This window comes from Sphingomonas sp. JC676, from assembly GCF_014489075.1.
GTDB lineage: Bacteria > Pseudomonadota > Alphaproteobacteria > Sphingomonadales > Sphingomonadaceae > Sphingomonas.
The window spans coordinates 230,912-257,500 of sequence record NZ_JACTGR010000003.1; the positions used below are offsets into that span (position 1 = coordinate 230,912).

At 63.9% G+C, this 26,589-nt stretch carries 23 protein-coding genes, 2 tRNA genes and 2 rRNA genes (1 of these 27 running past the window's edge); 12 read left to right on the forward strand and 15 right to left on the reverse strand.

The window, feature by feature from the left end; translation table 11 throughout:
• Positions 1-54: 54 nt before the first annotated feature.
• Complete coding sequence (locus tag IAG41_RS11695) at positions 55-363, reverse strand: integrase arm-type DNA-binding domain-containing protein (protein ID WP_316251144.1); 309 nt, start codon at positions 361-363, stop codon at positions 55-57.
• A 114-nt stretch (positions 364-477) separates the two neighbouring features.
• Positions 478-563 (reverse strand) — tRNA-Tyr (locus tag IAG41_RS11700).
• Between the two features lie 124 nt (positions 564-687).
• Between IAG41_RS11700 and IAG41_RS11705 the strand changes: the two genes are divergently transcribed.
• From IAG41_RS11705 to IAG41_RS11720, 4 genes are all read left to right on the forward strand, one after another.
• Positions 688-2,310: a M20/M25/M40 family metallo-hydrolase gene (locus IAG41_RS11705; protein WP_187728824.1), complete on the forward strand. Its 1,623-nt coding sequence runs from the start codon at positions 688-690 to the stop codon at positions 2,308-2,310.
• Positions 2,310-3,056, forward strand: coding sequence for a 23S rRNA (guanosine(2251)-2'-O)-methyltransferase RlmB (rlmB, locus tag IAG41_RS11710; RefSeq protein ID WP_187728825.1), 747 nt, complete (start codon positions 2,310-2,312; stop codon positions 3,054-3,056). The genes IAG41_RS11705 and rlmB overlap by 1 nt, the downstream gene beginning before the upstream one ends.
• 165 nt (positions 3,057-3,221) lie before the next feature.
• Positions 3,222-3,758 (forward strand): FxDxF family PEP-CTERM protein, encoded by a 537-nt coding sequence (locus IAG41_RS11715; protein ID WP_187729135.1) that lies wholly within the window; start codon positions 3,222-3,224, stop codon positions 3,756-3,758.
• Positions 3,759-3,943: 185 nt separating this feature from the next.
• Complete coding sequence (locus tag IAG41_RS11720) at positions 3,944-4,633, forward strand: CAP domain-containing protein (protein ID WP_262408626.1); 690 nt, start codon at positions 3,944-3,946, stop codon at positions 4,631-4,633.
• Here the strand turns inward: IAG41_RS11720 and IAG41_RS23195 are convergent.
• The 3 genes from IAG41_RS23195 to IAG41_RS11735 form a co-directional block, all read right to left on the reverse strand.
• Complete coding sequence (locus IAG41_RS23195; protein ID WP_316251145.1) at positions 4,630-5,247, reverse strand: L,D-transpeptidase; 618 nt, start codon at positions 5,245-5,247, stop codon at positions 4,630-4,632. The two genes, IAG41_RS11720 and IAG41_RS23195, sit on opposite strands and share 4 nt — an antisense overlap.
• Positions 5,238-5,849 (reverse strand): PEP-CTERM sorting domain-containing protein, encoded by a 612-nt coding sequence (locus IAG41_RS11730; protein ID WP_187728826.1) that lies wholly within the window; start codon positions 5,847-5,849, stop codon positions 5,238-5,240. The genes IAG41_RS23195 and IAG41_RS11730 overlap by 10 nt, the downstream gene beginning before the upstream one ends.
• Before the next feature lie 302 nt (positions 5,850-6,151).
• Positions 6,152-6,937 (reverse strand): hypothetical protein, encoded by a 786-nt coding sequence (locus tag IAG41_RS11735; protein ID WP_187728827.1) that lies wholly within the window; start codon positions 6,935-6,937, stop codon positions 6,152-6,154.
• A gap of 235 nt (positions 6,938-7,172) precedes the next feature.
• Between IAG41_RS11735 and IAG41_RS11740 the strand changes: the two genes are divergently transcribed.
• On the forward strand, positions 7,173-10,163 hold the full coding sequence (locus tag IAG41_RS11740) for an NACHT domain-containing protein (RefSeq protein ID WP_187728828.1): 2,991 nt from the start codon (positions 7,173-7,175) through the stop codon (positions 10,161-10,163).
• Between the two features lie 111 nt (positions 10,164-10,274).
• Here IAG41_RS11740 and IAG41_RS11745 read toward each other — a convergent pair whose 3' ends face one another.
• Together IAG41_RS11745 and IAG41_RS11750 are read right to left on the reverse strand one after the other, a co-directional pair.
• Positions 10,275-10,820: a PEPxxWA-CTERM sorting domain-containing protein gene (locus tag IAG41_RS11745; protein WP_187728829.1), complete on the reverse strand. Its 546-nt coding sequence runs from the start codon at positions 10,818-10,820 to the stop codon at positions 10,275-10,277.
• Between the two features lie 109 nt (positions 10,821-10,929).
• Entirely contained in the window at positions 10,930-11,691 is a 762-nt protein-coding gene (locus IAG41_RS11750; protein WP_262408627.1) for a hypothetical protein, read from the reverse strand.
• A 347-nt stretch (positions 11,692-12,038) separates the two neighbouring features.
• Between IAG41_RS11750 and acnA the strand changes: the two genes are divergently transcribed.
• Together acnA and IAG41_RS11760 are read left to right on the forward strand one after the other, a co-directional pair.
• Entirely contained in the window at positions 12,039-14,708 is a 2,670-nt protein-coding gene (gene acnA / locus IAG41_RS11755; RefSeq protein WP_187728831.1) for an aconitate hydratase AcnA, read from the forward strand.
• Positions 14,709-15,011: 303 nt separating this feature from the next.
• Complete coding sequence (locus tag IAG41_RS11760) at positions 15,012-16,178, forward strand: NF038122 family metalloprotease (RefSeq protein ID WP_262408628.1); 1,167 nt, start codon at positions 15,012-15,014, stop codon at positions 16,176-16,178.
• A gap of 223 nt (positions 16,179-16,401) precedes the next feature.
• Here the strand turns inward: IAG41_RS11760 and IAG41_RS11765 are convergent, their stop codons facing one another.
• From IAG41_RS11765 to IAG41_RS11775, 3 genes are read right to left on the reverse strand one after another with little or no spacing between them, the layout of a single operon-like run.
• Positions 16,402-16,899, reverse strand: coding sequence for an FKBP-type peptidyl-prolyl cis-trans isomerase (locus tag IAG41_RS11765; RefSeq protein ID WP_187728832.1), 498 nt, complete (start codon positions 16,897-16,899; stop codon positions 16,402-16,404).
• A gap of 8 nt (positions 16,900-16,907) precedes the next feature.
• Positions 16,908-17,777: an S-methyl-5'-thioadenosine phosphorylase gene (locus IAG41_RS11770; RefSeq protein WP_187728833.1), complete on the reverse strand. Its 870-nt coding sequence runs from the start codon at positions 17,775-17,777 to the stop codon at positions 16,908-16,910.
• Positions 17,774-19,201, reverse strand: coding sequence for an amino acid permease (locus IAG41_RS11775; RefSeq protein WP_187728834.1), 1,428 nt, complete (start codon positions 19,199-19,201; stop codon positions 17,774-17,776). Before IAG41_RS11775 ends, IAG41_RS11770 begins: the two co-directional genes overlap by 4 nt.
• Positions 19,202-19,320: 119 nt before the next feature.
• Here IAG41_RS11775 and IAG41_RS11780 point away from each other — a divergent pair, with 119 nt between their 5' ends.
• The 4 genes from IAG41_RS11780 to IAG41_RS11795 all read left to right on the forward strand — a co-directional run bounded on the left by IAG41_RS11780 (position 19,321) and on the right by IAG41_RS11795 (position 22,497).
• The gene (locus IAG41_RS11780; protein WP_187728835.1) at positions 19,321-19,836 is read left to right on the forward strand and encodes a rhodanese-like domain-containing protein; all 516 of its coding nucleotides are present in this window, start codon (positions 19,321-19,323) and stop codon (positions 19,834-19,836) included.
• Positions 19,837-20,077: 241 nt separating this feature from the next.
• The gene (locus IAG41_RS11785) at positions 20,078-20,959 is read left to right on the forward strand and encodes a PEP-CTERM sorting domain-containing protein (protein ID WP_187728836.1); all 882 of its coding nucleotides are present in this window, start codon (positions 20,078-20,080) and stop codon (positions 20,957-20,959) included.
• On the forward strand, positions 20,956-21,888 hold the full coding sequence (locus IAG41_RS11790) for a hypothetical protein (RefSeq protein WP_187728837.1): 933 nt from the start codon (positions 20,956-20,958) through the stop codon (positions 21,886-21,888). Before IAG41_RS11785 ends, IAG41_RS11790 begins: the two co-directional genes overlap by 4 nt.
• A 114-nt stretch (positions 21,889-22,002) precedes the next feature.
• Positions 22,003-22,497: a TIGR02281 family clan AA aspartic protease gene (locus tag IAG41_RS11795; protein ID WP_187728838.1), complete on the forward strand. Its 495-nt coding sequence runs from the start codon at positions 22,003-22,005 to the stop codon at positions 22,495-22,497.
• 23 nt (positions 22,498-22,520) lie between these two features.
• Here the strand turns inward: IAG41_RS11795 and blaOXA are convergent, their stop codons facing one another.
• Positions 22,521-23,234: a class D beta-lactamase gene (blaOXA, locus tag IAG41_RS11800; RefSeq protein ID WP_222950665.1), complete on the reverse strand. Its 714-nt coding sequence runs from the start codon at positions 23,232-23,234 to the stop codon at positions 22,521-22,523.
• A 223-nt stretch (positions 23,235-23,457) separates the two neighbouring features.
• Here blaOXA and IAG41_RS11805 point away from each other — a divergent pair, with 223 nt between their 5' ends.
• A complete protein-coding gene (locus IAG41_RS11805) occupies positions 23,458-24,357 on the forward strand; it encodes a LysR family transcriptional regulator (protein WP_187728840.1) in 900 nt (299 codons plus the stop codon).
• Positions 24,358-24,378: 21 nt separating this feature from the next.
• Here IAG41_RS11805 and IAG41_RS11810 read toward each other — a convergent pair whose 3' ends face one another.
• From IAG41_RS11810 to IAG41_RS11825, 4 genes are all read right to left on the reverse strand, one after another.
• Entirely contained in the window at positions 24,379-25,194 is an 816-nt protein-coding gene (locus IAG41_RS11810) for a glutaminyl-peptide cyclotransferase (protein WP_187728841.1), read from the reverse strand.
• 353 nt (positions 25,195-25,547) lie between these two features.
• Positions 25,548-25,624, reverse strand: a tRNA-Met gene (locus IAG41_RS11815).
• A 71-nt stretch (positions 25,625-25,695) separates the two neighbouring features.
• A 5S ribosomal RNA gene (rrf, locus tag IAG41_RS11820) occupies positions 25,696-25,810 on the reverse strand.
• A 139-nt stretch (positions 25,811-25,949) separates the two neighbouring features.
• Positions 25,950-26,589 (reverse strand): 23S ribosomal RNA (locus IAG41_RS11825) (it continues 2,153 nt past the right edge of the window).

The window sequence follows — 26,589 nt, forward strand, 5'->3', positions numbered from 1 at the left end:
TCGCCAATTCCGATCATTCGTTTTCGATACGGAGCGCGGCAATGCTGTGACCATTCAGGCCGTTGGTAGACTGCAATATTCTGCCCAGCGGTCCATCAACGCCCTTCGCTTCTCTGGAGGAGTGCCCCGAGGCTCGGCGGCGCGCTTGCGCGCAATTGCCAGGCTGACTTTGCCGGCGCTGCCGAGACCGATGTCCCGGCGCCTGCCATTTTTCTGGACCCGGCAGACCCAGCTTTTGCCGCCGGTCACGCTGACGACAAGAAATAATCCCTCACCGTCGCCCAGCCGACCGGGTCGGCGCGCAGCCTTAACGGCTGTCGCAATTGCTTTCCCATCGCAAAATATTCCCACATTTTTTCCCACACGGGAAATCGGTCACAGGCGAGAATCGGCGAACGGGGGCGGCCGCGAATCACCGCGAAGTCTCGGAAAACCTTAGGTTTTCGAGACGTCGGCGAATGTGGAAGAATGCGGGGATGGTGGACAGGGCTGGATTCGAACCAGCGTACGCTTGCACGGGCAGATTTACAGTCTGCTGCCTTTAACCACTCGGCCACCTGTCCAGAGGCGCCAATCAGCGAGCGCGGTCCATTGCCGGGCTAAAAGCGGCCTGTCAACGCCTTGCGCGCAGGCAAAGCCGCGCATAGCGTCCCGCGCATTCCCATGCCTCTGATGCTTTGGAGTCCTATGCGCCGTCTTCCTATCGCCCCCGTCGCCGTGTTCGCCGTCGCCGCGCTCGCCGTCGCTGCTCCGCTCGCCGCCCAGACGGCCGCGCCCACCGCACCGGTCGACCGCATCGTCGATGAAGGCACCAATCGCTCGGAAGTCATGCGCATCGCGCAATATCTCACCGATGTCATCGGCGCGCGGCTGACCAATTCGCCCGGCATGCGCAAGGCGGAAGCCTGGACGCAGGACAAGTTCCGCGAATGGGGCCTGGTGAACGTCCACAAGGAAGGCTTCGAATTCGGCCGCGGCTGGTCGAGCCAGGGCGCGATCGTCCGCATGATCAGCCCGCGCCCGCTGCTGCTCGCTGCTGCGCCGCTCGCCTGGACGCCGGGCACCAGCGGCCCGGTCACCGCGCCGGTTGTGCTCGCCCCGCTCACCGACGAAGCGTCGCTCGCCCAGTATAAAGGCAAGCTCAAGGGCGCGATCGTGCTGATCAGCGAGCCGACTGCTCCAGAGGATGCCACGGATCCCGCCTTCAAGCGCTGGACGGAGGAGGAGATCGCCGGCCGCGACAAGCTCGAACTGCAGAATGGCGGCGCCGCTGCAGGCCGGCCGAACTTCGCCGCCCGCATCGCCTTTGCCGCTAAGCGCGATGCGTTCCTGAAGGAGGAAGGCGCGGTCGCCTATGCCACCATGTCGAGCCGCAACAACAAGCTGCTCCACGGCCAGAACAGCCAGTATCAGGTCGGCGCCACCCCGCCGCTGCCGGCCTTCGAGATCGCCGCCGAGGATTATCGCCGCCTGGCGCGCCTGAGCAAGATGGGCGCGGCGCCGACGGTCGAGTTCAGCGCCGCCAACAGCTTCGATGACAGCGACACCAAGGGCTACAACATCATCGCCGATATCCCCGGCACCGATGCCAAGGCCGGCTATGTGATGGCCGGCGCGCATATGGACAGCTGGGCGATGGGCGACGGCGCCGCCGACAACGGCGCCGGCGTGTCGATGGTCATGGAAGCCGCGCGCATCATCCGGGCGTCGGGCATCAAGACCAAGCGCACGATCCGCTTCGCGCTCTGGGCGGGCGAGGAACAGGGCCTGATCGGCTCGATGAACTATGTCGAGACGCATGTTGCATCGCGCCCGGTCGACAAGAGCGCGACCGGCATCGCCCGCTACATGGGCTGGAGCAAGGGTTTCCCGATCACGCCGCTCGCCGATCATGCCAAGCTCGCCGCCTATTTCAACATCGACAACGGCTCGGGAAAGCTGCGCGGCATCAACACCCAGGGCAATCTGGCGGTGGTGCCGATCTTCCGCGAGTGGCTGGCGCCCTTCGCCTCGCTCGACGCCGATCACGTCATCACCGCGCGCACCGGAAGCACCGATCACGTCTTCTTCGACGCGGTCGGCATCCCGGCCTTCCAGTTCATCCAGGATCCGCTCGATTACGGCTCGACGGTGCACCACACCAATGTCGACACCTTCGATCACCTGCGCGCCGACGACATGCGCGAAGGCGCGATCATCCTCGCCGCGATGCTGGTCGACGCCGCCAATTCGGACAAGCCGCTGCCGCGGGTACCGATGGCGACCGAGCCCAAGCCGTTCGACGGCGCTTACCCGTACCAGGCCCAGTAATGGCAAAGCGTGGACATCGCCCCAGCCAGGCGCCCGCGTCGCGGCCCCGTTTCTACGGCCGCCACGCGGTGCTCGCCGCGCTCGCCAATCCCGAGCGGACCGTCCGGAAACTTTGGGGCACGCGCGAGGCCTTGGCGTCGCTCGATATCCCCCCGGTGATCCCGATCACCTATGCCGATGTCGCCGATCTCGGCCGTCTCGTCCCGCACGACGCGCCGCATCAGGGTCTCGTCGCAGAGGTCGAGCCGCTCGAGGAGATCTGGCTGGGCGACCTGCTCGATCAGGGCCAGGGCGATCGCCGCCCCCTCGTCATCCTCGACCAGGTGACCGATCCGCATAATGTCGGCGCCGTGCTGCGCTCCGCCGCGGCCTTCGACGCCTTGGGCATCATCACCCAGGACCGCCACGCGCCCCCGGAAAGCGGCGCGCTCGCCCGCTCCGCCTCGGGTACGCTCGAGACCGTCCCCTGGGTCCGCGTCGTCAATCTCGCCCGCGCGCTCGACGAGATCAGCGAGGCCGAGTTCTGGCGCATCGGCCTGACCGGCCATGCCAGGGACACGCTGGGCGACGTGCTGGGCGAAGCTCGCATCGCGCTCGTCCTCGGCGCCGAGGGCGAAGGCATGCGCCAGAATACCGAGACGCATTGCGACCAGCTCGCCCGGCTGCCGATCTCGCCCAAGGTCGAGAGCCTCAACGTCTCCAACGCGGCGGCAGTGGCGCTCTACGCGATCGCCGCGCGCGGCTAGCAAAGGGCGGCCTTCTCCCGCGAAGGCCGCCTTTCGCTCCATTGCCACCTGTCCCGAAATGGCACCGGTCGGGCGCATGATTTTCGTGACACTTGCCGCGATTCCAGGCGTTAACGCCGGACACTGCAGCAATTTGACACGCAGTTTGTCACGGAGGCCTCTTTGATCACACGCAAGCTTCTCGCGCTCGCACTCGGTGCAGCGGCGATCCTCGCCTTCACCCCGGCGAATGCCCAGACCTATTTCGGCCCCGCCGACATCAACACGTCGTTCGGGCCCGGCGGCACGATCTCGGCGAGTTTCGGCCAGTCGGGCATCGTCGCGGGCATGTTCCAGCACATCTATCAGTTCACGCTGCCGGTCAGCGGTTCGGCGAGCGGCTCGGTCACGACCAGCGCGGTGCTGTTCCACGGCGTGGGCGATCTCGACCTGACCTCGGTGTTCCTGAACGGCGTCCAGCTCACCGGCATCACCGGCGCGCTCAACGAAGTCGTGTTCGCCAATGCCGTGCCGATCGTCGCGGGCGTGCAGAACGAGCTGATCATCAACGGCATCTCGCGCGGCAACGGTTCTTATGGCGGTCAGGGCGTGTTCGTGTCGAACGCGGTTCCCGAGCCGGCGGCCTGGGGCATGCTGATCGGCGGCTTCGGCCTGGCCGGCATGGCGGTCCGCCGCCGCACGGTCGTTCTCGCCAAGGCCTGAACGCGGTTTCGCGCCGAACGAGGAGGCCGGGTTCGCCCGGCCTCCTTTTTTATGTGCGGCGAATTCGAAGAGTAGCGTGGTTACTTCCATAGTAACTACGCTCCTTCCCCGGCAATTAGGAAGAAACTGCCAAGATATTCCCCAAGGCTGCACTGACGCAGTCGTGTTTTGGGGGCGTATCACCCATGACTCCGGTCCGTCGCTTGGCCTTCATGACGCTCGCCGGTTGCTGGGCGTTGCTGACCGCCGCGAGCGACGGGCCGCCTTCCCTCGAAGACGATGTGCTCGCGCGGATCAACTTCGTCCGCCAGCATCCGCGCGAATATGCCGAGCAGTTGCGCGACTATCGCCGCTATTTCGTCGGCAGCACGCTGTACCTGCCCGGTGACGCCAACGGCGTGACGACCCGCGAGGGCACCGCCGCCGTCGACGAGGCGATCGGCTTTCTCGAGCGCCAGGCGCCACTCCCTCCGCTCGGCCGCGGCGCCCTGCTCGAGCTCGCCGCGCAGGACCATGTCGCTGCGCTGGGCCCGATCGGCGGCCGGGGCCATGTCTCGCCCGACGGCGCCTCGCCCGGCGAGCGCGTCCGCCGCCGCGGCGGCGACATCTATGTCGGCGAGGACATCTCCTACGGCTACAGCGATGCCGATGCGGTCGTCCGCCAGCTGATCGTCGACGACGGCGTCCGCGACCGCGCCCACCGTGCCTTGCTGTTCAATATCGAGGTCCGCTACGCCGGCGTGGGCTGTGGCGCGCACCAGCGCTACGGCCATATGTGCGTCGTCGACATGAGCCGCACGATCAACGGCCGCTCGGTATCGGATGCGCTGGCGAGCAACGGGCCGGCCTTCCGCACCTCCGCCACCGCCCGCTAGGGCAGGATCGTCACCAGATCCCCGGTCCGCACGCTCGCGAACAGATGCTCGGCAAAGGTGAGCGGCACGCCGATACAGCCATGTGTCGCCGCGCCCTCGCGTACGTCGCTGCCGTGGATCGCGACCCCGTCGGGCGTCAGCCGCAGCGTATAGGGCATCTCGGCGTCATAGCTGCTCGAGCGGTGATGCGCGTTCTTCGCGAGGATCGGGAAATTGCCCACAGGCGTCTGCTTCTCGTCGGCGCCATAGAGGATCACGCTGGTCCCGATCTCCTGCCCGCCGCGGAACACCGAGAGCATCTGCCTGCCGAGATCGACCCGCACCCAGACCGCGCCCGCCGGCACGTCCCGGTCGTTCCACACGAACTGGCCATAGGTCATCCGCGCCGGCACGTTGAGCAGACTCTTCACCGCCCGGCTGGTGCCGTCGGCGAGCGTGAGCTGGGGCAGGCGCCCTTCCGGAAACACCACGCGCGGCCCCTTGGGCGCGGCCGGCTCGGCGACGAGCGGAAGCGGCGCGGCACGTCCGCGCAGCGCGGCGTAAACCCCCACCGCCAGCACGAGCGCAATTCCGAGCCCGGCCAGCGCCGTGGCGGCCGTTCGGCTCAGGCGCACCGCATCGTTGATTTTCGCCGGGGTCGCAGGCGCAGCCGCGCCCCCATCAGCGCGAAGCTCGCCAGCATCAGGATCCAGGCGCCCGGCTCGGGCACCGGCGTCACCGGCGGGTTTCCGGGCGGTGTCGTGCCACCACCGCCGCCCGGCGGCGAACCGCCGCCACCGCCCGGATTGCCCGGGGTTCCGCCTGGCGGAGCGAAGCCGAACGGCCCGCCCCCAATCGGGAATCCCCCGCCGCCGGGAGGGCCGCCGATGAAACTCTCTTCCGACCCGAAATGATCGGTGCCGCCCACGGCTTCCGGTCCGCCCAGCGCGCTGGCATCGGGGACGGCGCCGGGCACGGCGCCCGCATCGGGCGGCAGCGGCACGGCATCGGGGATCGGCGCCTCGGGCTTCCACAGGCTCGATTTCTCGCCCGGCGCCTCCAGCGGCACCCGCGCCTTCTTGTTGCTCAGCACGCCTGCTTCCCGCACGCCGGGCGAGCGCGCGGCGATCATCGCAAGCAGGTCGATCGCGGCGGTGATCGGCGGCAGCGCCACGCCCGCGGAGGTCGTGACCAGCATCGATCCCAGTAGAACCAGTCCGGCGAGACGGCGCGCCATGTGCTTCGAGCGCGATTTTCCGGTCGATAGGGTCCGGCCATATGGCTGGCGTCCGATCGCCCCCTGAAAATCTGCTGCCACGTACACCAAATACTTACCCCAAGACTTTGGTTTCCGGCCCATTATGGAATTTGGTCGACTTTAGATAGTCCCCAAATGGCACAATGCGACGAGCCCCCCTGTTTCCGATATGGGGTCCTGGCGCAATGAACGCACGATGAACCCGTTCGGGCCCATTGTGCCGTGTGTCCCGATATGGTGCCGTTCCACCGCACGCCTTATCCGCCCGAAAGGCGGCGGAATTAGGGACGCTCGGGCCCCGCCAGCAGCAATTGCGGCCGCGCCGCCGCGTCCCTGCCTCCCCATTTCGCCCAGCCAGCCCGCCACGCGTCCCACTGCGCCGCGCAGCGCGCCGCATGCTCTTTGTCCTGTTTCGCCTGAACCTGTGGCTCCAATATGGCGAGCCGCTTGAGCAGCACCGCGTTGGTCTCTTCCTCGGTCGCTATCCGCCGCACCGGGCCCCGGTTGCGCGCAGTCGTCCGCGCCGCCGGCCGCTCCCAGGCTTCCGCCTCGGCCGCCTTCGCGCGTGGCGCGTCCAGGTCGCCGCGCTGGACCAGCAGGCGCAGCAGCGAGTCCGAATAGCGCCGCCGCCGCGAAAGCTCGCGCCCCTCGCGCGTCACCACTTCGTCCCAGCCATGTACCGCGCGCTCGAACGCGGCCTGCCCGATCGTCGGCGCCGCCTTGGCGATCGCGCGCTCCCACGCCCTGGCGAAGCCCGGCTGGGCCTTGCGCAACCGATAGGCCGAAGTCGAGGAGATCGCCGCCCGCCCACAGGCGTCGCGCACGCACCCCGTCTCGCCCAGCGCGCGCAGGAAGACCTTCTGCCGCGCCTCGGTCCAGCCGTCGTGTCGGATGCGGTGATCGGGAAGCGAAGGATTGCGCAGTACCAGCGCGCTCTGCCGAGCCGCCCGCGCGGCCCGCGCCCACTCGAGCGCCGCGTCCCAGGCGGCGGCGAACTCGGCATCGCGGCGGCGAAGCTGATAGACCGAGGCGACCGTCATCCCCACCGCGGCGCAGCTACCCCGCACGCCGCCATTCCGGGAGAGCGATACCAGGAAAGCCTCCCGCACCGCCGCCGACCAGCGCCCCCGCCCCCTCGATCCCGCCACGACTCGCCCCCGCCCAAAAGGAGCAGATCAGCTATCGGGCGAAATCCTACATTGGAAGAGGGGAAAGGGTGACTATCCGAAACAACAATACGCCGAGGCAATTTGCGTCGAAGCCACGTTTCATTTACGTATTGATACTTTATTCGGAGGTAACATGCCCTTACCAGGTAGCGAGATCGTCACGGGGTTGCTGTCTTCGGCTATATACGAGGGAATTCGAGCTCCCGCGCATGCGCTAAAGGCCTTTAATCAGCGAAGAAGCGCTATCATACAAGCTTTGGAACAAGGTGAAAAAAACAACTCCACTGAGAGCGAATCCAAAATCGATAGAGCTGTCGATGATGTTGTTCGGGTTTTGGGAGGTGTAAAGGGTGTATTTACAACAACGGTGGATGATTTCCTGAAAGAGTTACGCCGCACATCCGTGCTACAGGAACTGTATAGATCCCTCGTTGCGGCGAGGGCTACAGACGCGGCTTTCGCGCAATTTCTTGTAGTTTACTCCACTTTCGACGGCCTTCCCTTCGAAGCAGAAGCGTGCTTCAAAGCGCTAAAAACGGCTATAGACTATAGAATACAGCAATCGACAAAAGATCCCGCGTTAGCCGAGTTGTTAACTGGTCAGAATGCGCAAACTACCGCCACGCTCGAGCGATTAGAGCTCGTTGTTCATGACCTCAAGCTCGGAGTTCAGAAGTATTCCCACGATGAGATTCATGTCGCTCGTTTGAAGTTAGCGAGATCGATTGAGCAAATGCACAAAGAGATTTCTATAGAAACCCAGCGTGGCTTGCGGCGAGTCAACATCAAAACAGTTATAATATCACCCAGACTTATTGACGAGCAACCGGCGCCTGCGCCCGTCGAGTTAGAGGAGCGGGGACGTGGAGATGCCCTGGTAGATGTTATCCGTATCTCATCGACCACTGTCGTACTCGGAGATCCCGGAGGGGGTAAATCAACATTGGTTCAAAGCCTTTGCTTTGACATGGCTCGCGCAATCACTCTCGCGGCGTCATATGACGCCTCTAAATTATTTGACAAGTCTCAATTAAGAATGCCGTTGAAAATAGCCGTACGAACCTTTGAAAAGCGGTGGTCACAAGATTGCTCATACTCTTTGATAGATTATTTAGTCGACGAACTTAAATCATCATTAGATGATGATGATCACCTGACAAGTTTCCTTGTAAAATATTTGCTAGCCACTGGTTCATGCTTCGTGCTTTTCGATGGCCTCGACGAAATACTGAATGTATCGAAACGCCGTGAAATAGTCTCCATAATAGAAAGATTCTCTTCTCACTACCCTTCTTGCGCATCTCTCGTCACATCAAGAATCGTTGGCTATAGAGATGCCCCGCTCAACGAAGAGTATAATCACTATTATTTGTCTAGATTTAATAGATCTGAGGTAAACTCATTTGCCGAAAAGTTGATTAAAGTGGTAGCTTCGATACCACGCGATGAAGCAAAGATGTCTGCCGCTAATTTTATGAAGCAAACCGTTTCTAGTGCTGCAGATCTACGGGTTAACCCACTTCTACTTGGCCTTATGGTTCATATTTTCCTAGAACGTGGGGATGTGCCCGATAGCAGGCCAGAGATATATAAAGCGTGCGCCAATCTATTGTTTACTCGTTGGGATCAGAGGCGAGATATTATCTTTGAGCATCCCGACGATTTCGAGCTTATGGATCTTTTCGGATATCTGGCTCTGAGTATCTTCGGCGATAGTGACGCCGAAGACGGTGTATCTCAAGAATGGCTTACAAAAAATATGCAGGACTTTTTCTTCGCTTGGTATTCAGATAAGCCAAGGGCTGTAGCTGCCGCCCGCTCGCTGGTTGAGTTCATAACAGGTCGCGCCTGGGTGATGTGCGATATTGGTCCAGCAATATATAAATTTACCCACAGAACATTTCTGGAGTATTTTGTAGCACTTAGAATATGGACCGAAAGCGACGGCATATCCGGCCTTATCGATAGGCTATACTCGAAAATTATCGCTGCAGAATGGGATGTTGTGTCACACTTGTCTCTTCAGATTGGGACGACCAGCGGCCCCCAATCTCTTAAAGCGTCACATGACCTATTGGAGCGGCTTCGGTCACACCCCAGATCGGATGAGGAGCAGATTAATTTTCTTACCTTTATCGCGCGATCGACAGAGTATCTATCCTTGCCCGAGCAGGTTTATCGAACGTTTATTCGCGAAATCGTACAAAAACTCGGCAGCTCTCCGAGCAGGGCTAGGAGAAGCTCCTTAAATGTCATCGAGATACTTTTGACGTACGCGCGAAGGAAGCGCGAAATATGCATTTCGGTCATTGAGGAATTCGCTACCAATAACCTACTATCTCGCGACGCCTCAGATCGCTCTTTCGGTGTGCTCTTACTTGGATACGGCGTTAACCCGACGGCGAATGTATTTTTAAGTAGGGTCGGCTTTCGCGCGGGTAGTATTACACCTAGCTACGAAGCCCTAACGGGCTTACGCGCTCGCGAAGAGCGTGCAGCGCTGGCCCGAGCTGTCGCGTCTCGGGAAGAGGCGGCGCGATATTTTTACACCTACGGAGAGCACGCTGTTGATTTGCTCCGAGCCCACGGGCCGAATTTCCTAATCACAGACGTACCTGAATGGCGCTATGCCGGCTCTTCCCCAATTCTTATCAATATTTTCGTGGCACTCGGAGAAGAAATATTAGGAAAAATATACGGCGATCGCGAACCATATCAGATTATTGGTATTATTGATGAATTAATAGCGCCTATTGCGAACGGCGATAAGATAGAAATTAGTGTTGCACCGGCGCGACTCAACCGTAGTCATATGGATCATGACATTTTTAGATCGCTTGATATGTTGCAATATTATTTCGACAGGGAGGTTAAAGGAAAAGCAAGAAGAAATAGCGTTGTTAAAATCATGCTTAGTGCCGGCGTGTTCTCATGTGTTCTGAGCGAATTATACGATCTGAAACTTTTGAGAAGAGATCAAAAATCTAGACAATCTCGTTTTCTTGACGGCTTTATCGGTACCCTGAAGGTTGACGGGACATCTAATGCCGAAAGAGAATTGGCCCAAGCGATGCTGCAATGGAGAGATGGAGGTCGCTCGCTCGTACGGTTAGTCGCCAGCTAGTTGTATCCGACGTGAGCCTCACTCCACCGGACCCCGCTGCGTATACGTGATCCGTATCCGCACCACGCCCCCACCAGCAGCTTGCCGTTCACCCGCGGCGGCTAGCCTAGCTCACCCAAAAGCGACCGCCATCCGCCTCCGCCGATACCGCATCGCCCCGCCGATCGCGCCAAACCCGACCACCAGCATTCCCCAGCTCGCCGGCTCGGGCACGGCGGCATCGCTGACGCCGACGCTTCGCGTCTGCGCGAACCAGCCTCCGTTGGCGTCGGACAGTTCGAGGAAAAACAACGCGGGTTCGTCGGTGAAGGCGTCGCGAATGATGGCGCAGAAGCTGTTCGGGTCGGCTGCGCAGGAACCGGGCGTTCCATTGGTCGCGATGATCAGCGTGCCGTTACTGCTGAGCGACCAGGCCAGCGCATAGGGCAGGTTGAAGCTGTTGATCACCAGCCCTGCGGTCGACGGCCCGGCCGGCGCGATGCCCGGGTCCAGCGCAAGCGTGAAGTTCAGGAGCACCGGATCGGCGACGAGCGGCGACGGCGCTCCGGAATAGACCTGGAAGTCGGTGCCGAGCAGGTCGAATGTCCGCGTCACCACCTGCGCCTGTGCGGAAAGGGGCACGAGGCAGGCGGCGAGAAGCAGGGATTTCCTGAGCATTGTCGGTCCCCTCAATCAATGGATGATTATTGGTCGCGCCCGATTAATGCTGAAGTTACCATGTCTTACGCACGGCGCAAAGCGTCGGGGCCGGTGCCCGGCCACCGCCTCACTCCACCCGGCCGCGCTCGGTATAGGTGATCCGTATCCGCACCCAGGTCCCGACCAGCAGCTTGCCGTTCACCCGCGGCGGCTTGACCAGGAACTGGAACGCCGCCTGGCGCACCGATCCGGCATAGCCCGATCCGCGCGGATAATCGCCGAGCTCCTGGCAATCCTCCACCCGGTAGCGCGCTACCGTGCGGCACGCGATCTCGCCCCAGCCTTCCACGCCGCGCGCGCGTTCGGAGATATAGGGGGAGATCTCTGCATCGGTCGGCCGGCGATACCATTCCGCCGCGTACAGCTGCTCGCCATGCGGCCCCTTGCCTGCTTTCTCGCTATCGCCCAGGCCTTCCGATCCGCCAGCCGCCGCATCGCCCGCGTCCGCCGTCGCTGTCGAGGGCGCGCTCGATCGCACCTTGGCGATGTCGCCCGTGGCATAATCCTCGCGGGTCAGCACCAGGAAGCTCGGCGGCTGCTTGGCCTGGGGCACCGGCGGCGGGGGGACGATCTCGGGCTTGGGCGGCTGGGGCTGCGGCTCGGGCTTGTCGGCCTTGGCCGCCTTGGCTTTCGCCTTGGCCTGCTGCTTCGCCGCGGGCTCGTTGCCTTCATTGGTGCTGATCCCGAACACCACCGGCTTGGACTTTTCCTTGGGGCTAATCGTCGGGATCAGCCCGAGCAGCAGCAATGCGATCAGCAGCTCGACGATCAGCGCGAGGACGAACGCTGCGCCCCGCCGCCGGAAGGTCGAGCGAAATCGGTCCGGCAAAGAAAGGGACGTCGTGGACTGCATCGGGAAAGGTCTGAAAACCCCGGAACTGGCGCCGCGCGGAATCGCGGGGCGCGCGGGCTTCTATAAACCTCGCCGGATCGGGCGATAGTGGGGCAAAACCATGTCGCGCGCGAACCGGTGATTTCGCCTCTCTTCCGTCACCCCGGCGAACGCCGGGACCCGGAGCCACAATAGCTTCGCTCACTCCCCTTCCCCTCCCCCCCACACCGCGCTAAGGCCACCACGAATCTCGCATTCGCAGCACCCCGGTGCGCCCGCGCGGCCCTTCACGAGCCGCGTCCCCCGCGCGCCCCGGGACGGACAGACAGAAGGACCCGCGCCCCATGACCGCAATCGGCAACGATAGCCTCGGCACTCGCGACACGCTCACCGTCGGCACCGCCACCTATGGCTTCTATTCGCTCCCCAAGGCGGCGAAGAAGCTCGGCGACATCTCCCGCCTGCCCTTCTCGATGAAGGTGCTGCTCGAGAACATGCTCCGCTTCGAGGACGGCGTGACCGTGACCAAGGACGATGCCCAGGCGATCGTCGACTGGCAGAAGGACGCGCGCTCGAACCGCGAGATCCAGTATCGCCCGGCCCGCGTGCTGATGCAGGACTTCACCGGCGTTCCCTGCGTGGTCGATCTCGCCGCGATGCGCGACGCGATCACCAAGCTCGGCGGCGATCCCGCCAAGATCAATCCGCAGGTTCCCGTCCATCTCGTCATCGATCACTCGGTGATGGTCGACGAGTTCGGCACGCCCAAGTCGTTCGGACAGAACGTCGAGCTCGAATATGAGCGCAATCTGGAGCGCTACGAGTTCCTGAAGTGGGGATCGAAGGCGCTCGACAATTTCCAGGTGGTCCCGCCGGGCACCGGCATCTGCCACCAGGTCAACCTCGAATATATCGCCCACTCGGTCTGGTCGTCGAAGGACCCGGCCGGCGAGAACATCGCCTATCCGGATACGCTCGTCGGCACCGACAGCCACACCACGATGGTCAACGGCCTCGGCGTGCTCGGCTGGGGCGTCGGCGGGATCGAGGCGGAGGCCGCGATGCTCGGCCAGCCGGTGTCGATGCTGATCCCCGAGGTCGTCGGCTTCAAGCTCACCGGCGCGCTGGCCGAGGGCATCACCGCCACCGATCTCGTGCTCACCGTCACCCAGATGCTGCGCGCCAAGGGCGTGGTCGGCCGCTTCGTCGAATTCTATGGCTCGGGCCTGCCGGCGATGACGCTCGCGGACCGCGCGACGATCGCCAACATGGCGCCCGAATATGGCGCGACCTGCGGCTTCTTCCCGATCGACGAGCGCACGATGGAATATATGCGGCTCACCGGCCGCCCCGACGAGACGATCGCTTTGGTCGAGGCCTATGCCAAGGCGCAGGGCATGTGGCACGACGTCACCGCCCCCGAGCCGATCTTCACCGACACGCTCGAGCTCGATATGTCGTCGGTGCGCCCGTCGCTCGCCGGCCCGAAGCGCCCGCAGGACCGGGTCAGCCTCGACAGCGTCGACGAGGTGTTCAACGCCGATCTGCTCAAAATCTATCACAAGGAGCGCCCCGCGCGCGCCGCGGTCGAGGGCGCCGATCATGACATTGGCGACGGCGACGTCGTCATCGCCGCGATCACCAGCTGCACCAACACCTCGAACCCCTCGGTCCTGATCGCCGCGGGCCTGGTGGCGCGCAAGGCGCGGGCGCTCGGCCTCAACCGCAAGCCCTGGGTGAAGACCTCGCTCGCGCCGGGCTCGCAGGTCGTCACCGACTATCTCAACAAGGCCGGCCTGTCCGAGGATCTCGACGCGATCGGGTTCAATCTGGTCGGCTATGGTTGCACGACCTGCATCGGCAATTCGGGTCCGCTCGCCGAGCCGATCAGCCAGGCGATCAACGGCAACGACATCGTCGCGGCCTCAGTGCTCTCGGGCAACCGCAACTTCGAGGGCCGCGTCTCGCCGGACGTGCGCGCCAACTTCCTCGCCTCGCCGCCCTTGGTGGTCGCCTATGCGCTCAAGGGCACGGTGACCGAGGACATGTACGAGACGCCGATCGGCGAGGGGACCGACGGCCCGGTGTTCCTCAAGGACATCTGGCCCTCGAATCTCGAGATCGCCGATCTGATGGCCGCAAACATCGACGACCGCATGTTCCGCGCGCGCTACGCCAACGTCTATGCCGGCGACGATCACTGGCGCGGGATCACCGTCGAGGGCTCGGACACCTATAAGTGGCGCGCCGGCAGCACCTACATCGCCAACCCCCCGTATTTCGAGGGAATGTCGATGACCCCCGCCCCGGTCCAGGACATCATCGAAGCCAAGCCCCTAGCCATCCTCGGCGATTCCATCACCACCGATCACATCTCCCCGGCAGGCAGCATAAAAGCGGACTCGCCGGCCGGAACTTTCCTGCAAAACCATCAGGTTAGCAAAAGGGATTTCAATTCCTACGGCGCCCGCCGGGGCAACCATGAAATTATGATGCGCGGCACTTTTGCCAATATACGCATTAAAAACGAGATGGTCCCCGGCGTTGAAGGCGGCATGACCAAATATCACGACCAGGTGATGCCGATCTACGACGCCGCGATGCGCCACAAGGCCGACGGCACCCCGCTCGTCGTCATTGCGGGCAAGGAATATGGCACCGGCTCGTCGCGCGACTGGGCGGCAAAAGGCACCAATCTTCTGGGGGTTAGGGCGGTCATCACCGAGAGCTTCGAGCGCATCCACCGCTCGAACCTGGTCGGCATGGGCATCCTGCCACTCCAGTTCGCCGAGGGCGTGACGCGCGAGACGCTCAAGCTTGACGGCTCGGAGACCTTCACGATCACCGACGTGGCGAAGATCCGCCCGCGGCAGGACGTGGAAGTCACGCTGACCCGCGCCGATGGCACGACCGAGACTTTCCAGACCCGCTGCCGGATCGATACCGTCAACGAACTGGAATATTTCCTGAACGGCGGCATCCTGCACTACGTGCTGCGCAAGCTCGCCGCCTGACACGTTGCGCCGGGGCGCCATGGCGGCGCCCCGGCAGCGACTCGAAGCAATAATCCTTCGATGGAAGCCGTTCTGCGGCTGCTCTGAAATCTTTCGCAGCGCAGCGGAAATCACCCAGACACGTACCGACGGTGACCGAGTCCCGCTACGATACAAATCCCCTGAGAAGCCCCACCAAAGCTTTGGTGCGGTGCCGAAATGTCCTTGACGACAATAAGCCCCGTCAAGCACTCTGGTTAACACACCGTAAATCTTACTGGTGAGTCTCGACGTTCCATCGTCAAACCAAAGAGGGGGTTTAAGATGAACAATCGAATGAAGGCACTGCTATGCAGTGCTGCTGCGGCCGGAACTATGGCATTTGCTGCGGCTCCTGCATCGGCGCAGACCCATATCGTGCTGCACGATATTGGTGGTGTGGCCGGTTCGCCCGCAGAAGCGGGTTTCCGTATTGCTGCCAGCTATTGGGAAAGCGTTCTCACCAACAACGTGACGATCGATTTCGACGTCGGCTTCTCGGCTCTCGGACCGGGCATTCTCGGCGGCACCAGCACCAGCCTGTATACCTATGTTCCGGTCCAGGACTATTATGACGCTCTGGTCGCGAACGGCGTCAGCGCGCTGGATGCACAGGCAATCGCCCATCTCGAGCCGCTCAGCGCTACCGGCAGCCTGGCGCCGATCGTTCCCGCCTATAAGAATCCCGCCGCCCACACCGGTGTCGCCACCACCGGAACGCGCGTCGCTCCGGACGGCCAGCCGATCAGCAACACGATCGCGGTCGCCAGCTCGGTCTGGCAGGCGCTGACGGGCGATGTCGCCGGCACCGATGCGAACATCCAGTTCTCGAACACCTTCGCATTCGATTTCGATCCGAGCGACGGCATCAGTGCCGGTCAGTATGACTTCATCGGCGTGGCGATCCACGAGATGGGCCATGCACTCGGCTTCCTGAGCGGCGTCGAGGATTTCGACTATGTCTCCGGTCAGGGCGGTTTCCCGGTCGACAGCTATTGGTGGGGCTATTCGGCGGACCTGTTCCGCTACAGCGCGGCCGGCCAGCTGAACTGGAACTTCAACACTCCGTCCTATTTCTCGATCGACGGCGGCGCGTCGGCGTTCCTCGGCGACTCCTACTGGTCGACCGGTTCCAACCAGGGGGACGGCTGGCAGGCTTCCCACTGGAAGGCTCCGGGCGGCTGCGCGAACTTCGTCGGCATCATGAACCCGTACATCTGCAGCGGCCTGGTCGACAGCATCACGGCGAACGACCTCGGTCTGCTCGACGCGATCGGCTGGAACGTCAACGTCGATGTGCTCGCCAATCCGAACTACAACTTCACCACCGCGCAGGTTTATGCGGCCGCGGTTCCGGAAGCATCGAGTTGGATGATGATGATCCTCGGCTTCGGCGCGCTCGGCGGCGCGATGCGCTACCGCACCCGCCGTTCGACGGTCAGCTACGCCTGATCGCTTCGACAAGAGCCTGAAGGACGGCCCCGCTCCCCAGGGAGCGGGGCCGTTCTCGTTTCAGGCGTACCGGAAGCGGCCCGTGCTCCTGCGAAGGCAGGAGCCCAGGATCACAAGTGATTCCGCTGGCAACTATGGACTCTGCTTTCGCAGGAGCGCGATTCAAGCTCGGCAGGACACGGTCTAGGAACCGGCTACCATCCCGAGCCAGGGAGCCCACGCGCTATTTGGCGTCGACGATCCCCAGCAGCTCGATCTTGAACAGCAAGGTGGCATCGCCCGGAATCGGCCCCTTGCCGCGCGGGCCGTAGCCGAGATCGGCCGGGACCGCGATCTCCACCGTATCGCCCACGCCCATCAGCGGCACGGCGATCTGCCAGGCCTCGATCAACCGGCCCAGAGGAAAGGTCACCGGATCGCCGCCATAGGAGCTGTCGAACTCGGTGCCGTCGACCAGGCGCCCGGCATAATGCAGCGTCACCTCGTCGGCGAGTGTCGGGTGCTTGCCCGATCCGGTGCCCTTGACACGGCGCCAGCGTAGCCCGCCTTGCAGCGAGCGCCAGCCGTCGCTCGGTTTCAGGCTCGCCAGCGCCAGCATCTGGCGGTTGTGCCAGGCGGTATCCTGCGAATAGTCTCCGCCCGGCACCGTCTGCGCAGCGACCGCGACGGCAACGGCGGTGCAGGCGAACGCAATCGCGGTCAGCGGCATCCACTTAGACATGGTCTTCCTTACTTGTTGAGGGCGCGGCCGGCGACGGCGTCGAGCTTGGCCAGCAATTGGGGATCGCGGACGTGCGGGGCGGTGATCAGCGCATAGTCCAGGCAAGTGTCGATCGGCGTCGCCGGCCGCTCTTCGGGCAAGGCGCGCAGTAGGTGCATCACCATCGCCCGCGCCTTCTCGGCATTGGCGGAAAGCTGCGCGATCACTTGTGCTACATCGACCGCCTCCTCGCCTTCGCGCCAGCAGTCATAATCGGTGACCATGCCGACCAGCGCATAGGGAAGCTCGGCCTCGCGGGCGAGCTTGGCCTCGGGCATGCCGGTCATACCGATGATGTGGCAGCCCCAGCTGCGATAGAGGTAGCTTTCCGCGCGGGTCGAGAATTGCGGCCCCTCCATCGCCAGATAAGTGCCGCCGACATCGGTCTGCGCGCCCGCCGCCTTCGCAGCGTCCGCCGCCAATGCGGAAAGCCGGGGGCAGACCGGGTCAGCCATCGAGACGTGCGCGACCATGCCTTCGCCGAAGAAGCTCGACGGGCGTCCCTTGGTGCGGTCGATGAACTGGTCGGCGATGGTGAAGCTGCCGGGCGGCCGATCCTCGACCAGACTGCCGACCGAGGACACCGCGAGCAGGTCGGTCACGCCCAGCCGCTTGAGCACATCGATATTGGCGCGAACGTTGAGATCCGACGGGCTGATCCGGTGCCCACGCCCGTGGCGCGGCAGGAACACGACCTTCACATGACCGACCCGGCCTACAAAGCACTGGTCCGATGGCGCACCCCAGGGGCTCGACACGTCCACCCAGTCGCCATCCTCGATACCCTCGACATCATACAGTCCGGACCCGCCGATGATCCCGATCGTCCAACCACTCATGCACTCGCCCTTTCCACGTTTCGCCGCGCATAGGCGAAGTAGAGGCCCAGCCCCAACAGGTTCCAGACGCCGAACAGGATCTGCGTCTGATGGGGCAGGCTGAGGAACAGATAGAAGCAGCCGAACGCCGCCCCGAGCCCGACCAGCCACGCCGCCGGGGTGCGGAAGGGACGCACGGCGTCAGGCGCGCGGACGCGCATCACCAGCATGCAGATGCCCACCGCCGCGAACGCGGTCAGCGTGCCCGCATTGGCGAGCGCGGCGATCTGGTCGATCGGGAAGAAAGCGGCGAAGAAGGTGACGACGGCCGCGGTGAAGATGGTGATCCTGACCGGTGTTCCGCGCGACGACACTCGGGCGAGACTCGCCGGCAGCATCCGATCGCGCGCCATCACGAAGAAGATGCGGCTCTGGCCATAGAGGAACGCCAGAATCACCGTCGGCAGCGCTATCACCGCGGTCGCCGCCAGAAAGGTCGCGGTGCCCGGCTGGCCGATCTCACGCAGGATCAGCGCGAGCGGTTCGGGGCTGTCCGCGAAGCGCGTATAGGAAAGTGCGCCGATCGCCGTGACCGCGACGATCATGTAGATCGCGACGCACACCACCATCGATCCGACGATGCCGATCGCCAGATCGCGGCCGGGGTTCTTGGCTTCCTCCGCCGCGGTCGAGATCGCATCGAACCCGTAGAATGCGAAGAAGATGATCGCCGCCGCCGCCATCACGCCGCGCTCGACGCCGTCGCCGCTCATATGCTTGGCGAAGCCGAACGGCGCGAAGGGCTCGAGATTCGCCGCGTTGAAATAGGGCAAGGCGACCACGACGAACACGGCGAGCGCGACCATCTTCACGACCACCAGCAGCGCGTTGATATTGGCGCTCTCGCGGGTGCCGACGCAGAGCAGCCCTGCAACCAGCGCGACGATGAACATCGCCGGCACGTTCACGCCCCAGGAGACGATCTTGCCTGCCGCCATCACCGGTCCGTGCGTCAGTGCGGGATCCAGGTGCACGCCCAGCCCCATCAGGAAGCCATTGGCATAGCCCGACCAGCCGACCGCCACCGTCGCCACCACCAAAGTATATTCGGCGAGCAGGCTCCACCCCACCACCCAGGCGACGATCTCGCCCAGCACCGCATAGCTATAGGTATAGGCGCTGCCTGATGCCGGGATCATCGTCGCCATCTCGGCATAAGCGAGCGCGGCGCACGCGCAGATGGCGCCGGCGACCGCGAAGGAGAGGATCACCGCCGGCCCCGCACGATCCGCGCCGACTCCGATCAACGTCAAGATGCCGGTCCCGACGATCGCGCCAACGCCAAGCGCGACGAGATGCGGCCAGGAAAGCGTGCGCTGCAACCGGTGCTCGGGCGGGCGCTCATGCTCCGCGACGATCTGTTTCAGTCGGAACAGGCTGGCCATGCATTCCCTCCCCAATTGTCCGCCGGTGATAGCGCGGCGCGGAGCGCGTGCAATCGCTGTTCATCGCGCATGCAGCGAGATTGGCCGATCGTTGCGCCTTCGACGGATGGAGCCTTGCGATGCGCCCATGTCTTCTCCTCTCCGCCCTCCTGCTCTCGGTCTCCCCACCCGCCTTTGCCGGCGAGCGCGATGCCGCCCCCAATCCGCAGATCGACTATGCTGGCTTCAGCACGCTCACCCGCGACGTGCGGGCCATCCGCGCCAAGCGCCTGATCGGCTTCGACCGCTTCAAGGCAATGGCGGCGCGACCGGACGTCCTGGTGCTCGATGCCCGCTCCGGCGACGCGTTCACGCGCGGGCACCTGGCGGGCGCGGTCAACCTGCCGCTCACCGATTTCACCGCCGAGGCGCTGGCGCACCTGATCGGCCGCGATCGCAACCGACCGATCCTGATCTATTGCAACAATAACTTTTCGAACCACCGTCCGCCGGTGCCGCTCAAATCCGCGGCGCTCGCGCTCAACATCCAGACCTTCATCAACCTGGTCGGCTATGGCTATGCGAACGTCTGGGAGCTGAACGACGTGGTCGATTTCAACGCCCCGGGCACCGGCTGGGTCATATCGCCCGATTGACCGGATCGCGCGCGTCACCGCGCGGGCGCGGTAACCCGAATCGTCGTGCACCCTGCATTTTCGTTAACCAAAAATGAGCCTGCGCCGGCTCGATTTGGTCCAAATCGGGGCATGTTGCGGCGTGCGCTCTCCTCGACCCGTCGCAAGTGGAGCACGGTTGGTCCATTGAATATTAACAGTCTTGCAGGTACACGTGCCGAAGCGGCACCGGTATCCGGGCCTGCTGGGGGTTCGCGTAGAAATGGGTATCGCAGCGCAGGAAGTCAGGCGCAATCGCCTGCTGGTATCGCTATTGGCAGTGTGCCTGGTGCTCGCAGCCATACTCCAGCTGAACGGCCGCTCGATCCTTGCCGTGGGCGAGGGCAAGGCCGGCGCGTTCGCGACTCTGGTCCAGCCCGAGCCCAAGGGTGTTGCCGGCGGCTTGGGCCCGGCGACCGGCCCGGTCGGCCGCCTGCTTGATTCCGCCAGCCGCTCGTTCGGCAATCCGCACCCCCGCGCCGTCGCCGGTCCGCCGGCCGACGCAGCGCCGGTTGCAGGCACCCCTGGATCGTCGGGCACCAGCCCCGATCTGGCTTCGGCCGGAACACCGTCGACGGTTCCCGCCGCGTCGTCCGCCACGGGCGACAGCAGCGCGCGCAATGGCTCGGGCGGACTCCCCGGATTCAGCGGCCTGCTGTCGCAATTGTCGCCGATCTCCGGCCCTTCGGGCTTCGCTCCGAACGCGACACCGACGCCGCAGCCGACCGGATCGCCGACACCCGAGCCCACCACAACGCCTGGCCCCTCCCCGACTCCCACGCCGGAGCCGAGTGCCACGCCGCCGGTGAACCCGACCCCCACGCCCACGCCGCCGGTGATCGAGCCTACGCCGACACCGACCACGCCTGCGATCGATCCCACGCCAACGCCGACGCCTCCGGTCATCGATCCGACCCCGACGCCGCCGGTGACCAACCCGACACCCCCGGTCATCGATCCAACCGGGCCGATCAGCCCTGTCCCCGAACCCGCCGCCTGGGCACTTTGGCTGCTGGGCTTCGGCGTGATGGGCAGCCTCATCCGTTGGCGGCGCCGCGCCCTGGACGCAGTGGCAGCAGAGGATGCGGGCGGCGACGTCGCATGACCGCCACCACTGCTGACGGCGCGCTCGAACCCGAGCGTAAACGTACATGGCTGCGCACCGCCAAGATCCTCGCTTATGCCTGGCTGCTGCTGGTGCTTTGCTATTTCTGCTGGCAGGGCTTCTGGTACACCGGGCTCTACGCCATGATCGCCGAATGGGAGCATGAGCATTACGACTGGTACATGCCGGTCGGCAATGTCGCCGCGCTCACCATCGTCTTCGGCGCGCTGCCGCTGCTGATCGTCAAGCTGATCGAGCTCCGCCGGAGTCGCCATACGCAACCCGAGATCATCGAGGAACGCGCCGCGGGCCTCCGCGTGGCCGAACGGCTCGGCCGCTGGCTGATCGGCGGCGTCATCGTCTTCGTCATCGCCGCCTTGCTGTCGGTCGCGCTGGTGCTCCTCGATCTTCCCACCGATGGCGGTACGCCGCAGCAGCTGTCGGCCGTCCAGAATCGCTTCAAGGTGCGTGAGGGCCTCACCCAGCTCGAAATCGACAAGGCGCCGAAGCGCGCGATCCTCTTCAGGATGCGCTGGCCCGGCGAGCTCGTCCGCAGCAGCTTTGCCCAGATCGACGCGAAGCTCGCGAATGGCGAGCACGTGACCGTCTTTGCCGAGCTCAGCCAGAACGAGCTCGAGAATTTCGAGCATGACGGCGTGGCGACCTCGCGCCTCGGCGTGCTGGTCAAGAACGGCCTGCCCGGCACCACCATCTCGTACATGAACGGCGCGGGGATGCATGTCGTCGAGCCCTATTACGCGCTGTACCGCAGCGAGCTTTCGGCGCGGCTCCGGTATCTCGCCGTATCCGCGCAGCTCGGGATGTGCGCGCTGATCACCTTGCTCTTCTGGGTCGCCCAGCGCCTGCGGATCCGCGGCATCAAGCGTCGCCTGGGCACCTCAGTGGCGAAAGAAGCGGCGCCGGCCTGATCGGCGCGGCGCACGGGTTGATTGCGGGGATCCCGTCTTAAAACTTGGTAAAGCAAGTTCGCGTAGCAACGGCCCATGCTCGCGAATCTACCCATTGTTTCGTCGCTTAGCCTTTTGCTGTCTTCCGCCCTCGCCGTGCAGGCCGTCGGCGCGATGGGCGGCGGTGTCGAGCATTGGCTGCAAGCCTCCGAAGCCGAGCTGGTGGCGCATGCGGCAACCACACCCACACCGCCCGCCCGCGCCGGCGCACCGCATCTTGTGAAACGCGCGGCCGATGGCATGTTCTATCTCGCCGGAAGCGCCAACGACGCGCCGATACGCTTCCTCATCGATACCGGCTCGAGCACCACGATATTGACGCGTTCGGATGCCGCCCGGCTCGGGCTCGCCGAACGGGGTAATGAAGGGTCCCGGCGCGCGCGCACGCTCGCCGGGGATGTCCGCATCACCCAGGCCAGGGTCAAGGAGCTCCGCATCGCGGGCAAGCGCTTCGCCGACGTGAAGATCGGCGTGGCGAGCGACGATCTGGGCGTCTCGCTGATCGGCCAGGACGTACTGAGCCGTTTCGACAGCATCACCATCGAGCGAGACCGCGCCAGCCTGCGTTGAACGCGGGCCGGCAACGGCTCAATCTAGCCCGCCAGCTTCCCGATCTCCGCGAGCATTTCGCCGCGCACCGTCCTTCCCGTGGCCGGATTGGCCAGCAGACCCGGTCCGCATGCCAGTCGCGCGAACGCCACGCGGCGCCCGCCCTTTTCGGCCCAGCCGATGAACCAGCCGAGTGGCCGCGACTTGTCGACCCGGGCGTTGGTGCCCACCGCCCATCCGCTGCCTGTCTTGCCGCGGATGCTCCAGCCAGCACTTCCCTCGAACCCGGGAATCACTGCCTCGGCCTGGGCATGCGCCTGTGCGGATACGAGCCGGTGCGCGAGCATGCGGCGGAGGAACGCGACCTGCTCGTCGGGCGAGATCGCGAGCGATGACCCCAGCCAGGCCTGGGTGAGGCCGTCATGCTTGCCCGGATTGCCCCGCACGTCGCGGTTTCCATAGCCGAAGCGATCGACATAGGCCTTGAATCGGGCCTCGCCCAATCGCCGCGTCAACTCCTGCGAGTACCACACCACCGACTCCGCCTCCCAGCGCGTGGGATCGGTCATGTGCTTGTCGGTCTCACGGCTGGCGTGATGGACTCCCGGCCGATAGTCCCAGGCCGGATGATGCGCGTCCTTCAGGATGCCGGAGTCGAAGCCCATCAAGGCCAAGGGAATCTTGAAGGTCGAGCAGGGCGTGAAGCGCGTCGCGCTGGGACCGGAGCGATGCAGCACCTTGCCGTCAGCGAGGTTCACGACCAGTGTCGCGCGTGTGACGTTTGCCGTGGATGACGCTGCTACCCTCGGAATTCCAAGGATTCCCGCGCCTGCACCTAGCGCCAGCCCGCGCGCGAAAGTCCGCCGATCCATTTTCATAGTCCTCGCCTCCTTGTCTTCGGACAGAAGCTAAACCGCGCGGGCATGCGCACACAAAGGACGAAAGCTGGCGTGAGCCATTAGCTCAGCTTATGGCTGGGCGATGGTCCGCCCCCATCTGCCGCTCCACGCGCTGCGCGCCTTCGAAGCCTCGGCGCGGCATCTTTCGTTCACGCGCGCGGCAATCGAGCTGTGCGTGACCCAGGCGGCGATCAGCCATCAGGTGAAGGGGCTCGAGGCGCGATTGGGCGTGACCTTGTTCCGCCGCTTGCCACGCGGACTGGCGCTCACCGACGAAGGCCTCGCGCTACAGCCCGCGCTCGCCGACAGCCTCGATCGCATCGCCGAGCTGGTCGAGGGCATCGCCGGTGGGATGGCGACGCAGGTCCTCTCGGTGGCGACGGTCGGCACCTTCGCGACCGGCTGGTTGCTTCCGAGACTGCCCGGCTTCGGGGCTGCGCATCCGCGGATCGACCTGCGGCTGTTCACCAACAACAACCGCGTCGACATCGCCGGCGAGGGCCTGGATTTCGCGATCCGCTTCGGCGACGGTGCCTGGCATGGCACCGAGAGCCTGGCGCTGATCGAGACGCCGTTGACGCCGCTCTGCACGCCGGCGATCGCGCGCGAACTGGCCGAGCCGCGCGACCTGCTCGGCATGACCTTGCTGCGCTCCTACCGCGCCGATGAATGGCCCCGCTGGTTCGCCGCGGCCGGCGTATCGGCGCCGCCGCTTCGGGGACCGGTATTCGATTCCTCGGTGACGATGGCCTCGGCCGCGATCCAGGGCTCGGGCGTCGCACTGGCGCCGGCGGCGATGCTGGTGCGCATGATCGAGGACGGCGCGCTGGTCCGCCCGTTCACGCACGAAGTCGTCACGGGGCGCTATTGGCTGACCTGGCTCAAATCGCGTATCCCGAGCCCCGCGATGCTCGCGTTCCGCGACTGGATCCTCGCCGAAACCGCGCCGGACACGACAAAGCCCGCCAGGCGGTCTGCCTGACGGGCTTGAAAATGTATTGGCTCAATGGGTGCAGGTGGTGATCTTGTCGGCCTCTTCCGATGTCGCCACGCGCTCGCCGGGCTTGACTTGATAGAGCTGCGGCCAGCGCTTGCCGGTGACGAACAGCCGCTTGGCCGTAGCGTCATAGGCGATGCCGTTGGCCACATCGTCGACGCCGCGAGCCTGGGGCCCGAGCGCGCTCACGTCGAGAAAGCCGCGTACCTCGCCGGTCGTCGGGTCGATCCGCGCGATCAAATTGGTCTCCCAGATGTTCGCGTAGATCTCGCCATCGACCCATTCGAGCTCGTTGAGCTTCTCCACCGGGCATCCGTTCGCGGTGACCTTGAGTGTTGAGATCGGCGCCAGCGTCTCGGGATCGAGGAAGCGGAGCACCGGGGTGCCGTCGCTCATGATGATCGCCTTGCCGTTGTGCGTCAGGCCCCAGCCTTCGCCCGAATAGGAGAAGGTGCCACGCGGCGTGAAGTCCTTCAGGTCGTAGATGAAGCCGGTGCGATCCTGCCAGGTGACTTCGTAGAGCTTGTCCTTCCAGGCGACAATGCCCTCGCCGAAATAGGGGGCGGGAAGCTGCTCCTCCTGCACCACCTTGCCGGTCTCCGGCTGGACCTTGCGGATGCCCGAGGTGCCGACTTCGCCGGTGCCTTCGTAGAGCAGCCCGTCCTGGAAGAAGAGCCCCTCAGTAAAGGCCGCGCTGTCGTGCGGCAGCGTCGCGACGACGCTCGCGCGATAGACCGGAATCCCGCCGGGCCGCGTGTAAAGGAAATAGCCGCCCGCGATGACGAGGATCACGGCGAGCACCGCAAGGATTATGCGCTTCATCAAATGCTTTCGGCGGTTCGCTGGATAAGGAAGCCAGACCAAAGCCGAGCCCGCCCACCCTGTCAAACCCCACCTGCCGGAACGCGGGAAACCCCGGTCGGTTATGCGGCGGCCTGGCGCAGTGCGGCGTCGAGTTCGGCGTCCAGCTCGCGCCCGACCGCGGTGACGCGATCGTCCAAACCGGCCGAACAACGAAGACGGCTTGTCATATCCGAAGACGCCGCCGCCCCGCGCATCCTCGCAACAGGCTCGATATGGGGCCGCAACACCGTTTACCGAGCGGCAGCATGCACGCCAGACATAGCAAAAGCCCGCCAACCGATGGGTTGAACGGGCTTTTTGCTTGGTCGCGTTGGTTGCGGGGACAGGATTTGAACCTGTGACCTTCAGGTTATGAGCCTGACGAGCTACCGGACTGCTCCACCCCGCGACAACGGGGATAGGGCTCTGACATGTGAATGGGTTTAACGAAGAAACATTCCCAACAACACCGGCTGCAATGCCTGGCGACGACCTACTCTTCCATCGCTTAGGCGATAGTACCATCGGCGCTGTCTGGTTTCACGGCCGAGTTCGGGATGGGATCGGGTGGGTCACAGACGCTATGATCACCAAGCAATGAAGCCGGTGTAGCTGGGAGGGTTTCTTCAAATCGATACCGTGCACTCTAGGTATTCTTTAATACGGGCTGCGATGATCATCCGCCATCCATGCCAGACTGGGTTTTGCCCAGGGCTGTCATTGATGGTGGGACTCTCAAGCGCGAATAGGACAATTAGTATCGGTTAGCTCCACGCGTTACCGCGCTTCCACATCCGATCTATCAAGGTCGTGGTCTCCGACCGTCCTAAGAAATCTTATCTCGAGGGAGGCTTCCCGCTTAGATGCTTTCAGCGGTTATCCCGTCCATACATAGCTACCCTGCTGCGCTCTTGGCAGAACGACAGGTACACCAGAGGTATGTTCAACCCGGTCCTCTCGTACTAGGGTCAACTCCTCTCAAATTTCGACGCCCACGGCAGATAGGGACCAAACTGTCTCGCGACGTTCTGAACCCAGCTCACGTACCACTTTAATTGGCGAACAGCCAAACCCTTGGGACCTGCTCCAGCCCCAGGATGTGATGAGCCGACATCGAGGTGCCAAACAACCCCGTCGATATGAGCTCTTGGGGGTTATCAGCCTGTTATCCCCGGCGTACCTTTTATCCGTTGAGCGATGGCCCTTCCACGAGGGACCACCGGATCACTATGACCGACTTTCGTCTCTGCTCGACTTGTCAGTCTCGCAGTCAGGCTGGCTTATGCCATTGCACTCTAACAGACGGTTTCCAACCGTCCTGAGCCAACCTTCGCGCGCCTCCGTTACTCTTTGGGAGGCGACCGCCCCAGTCAA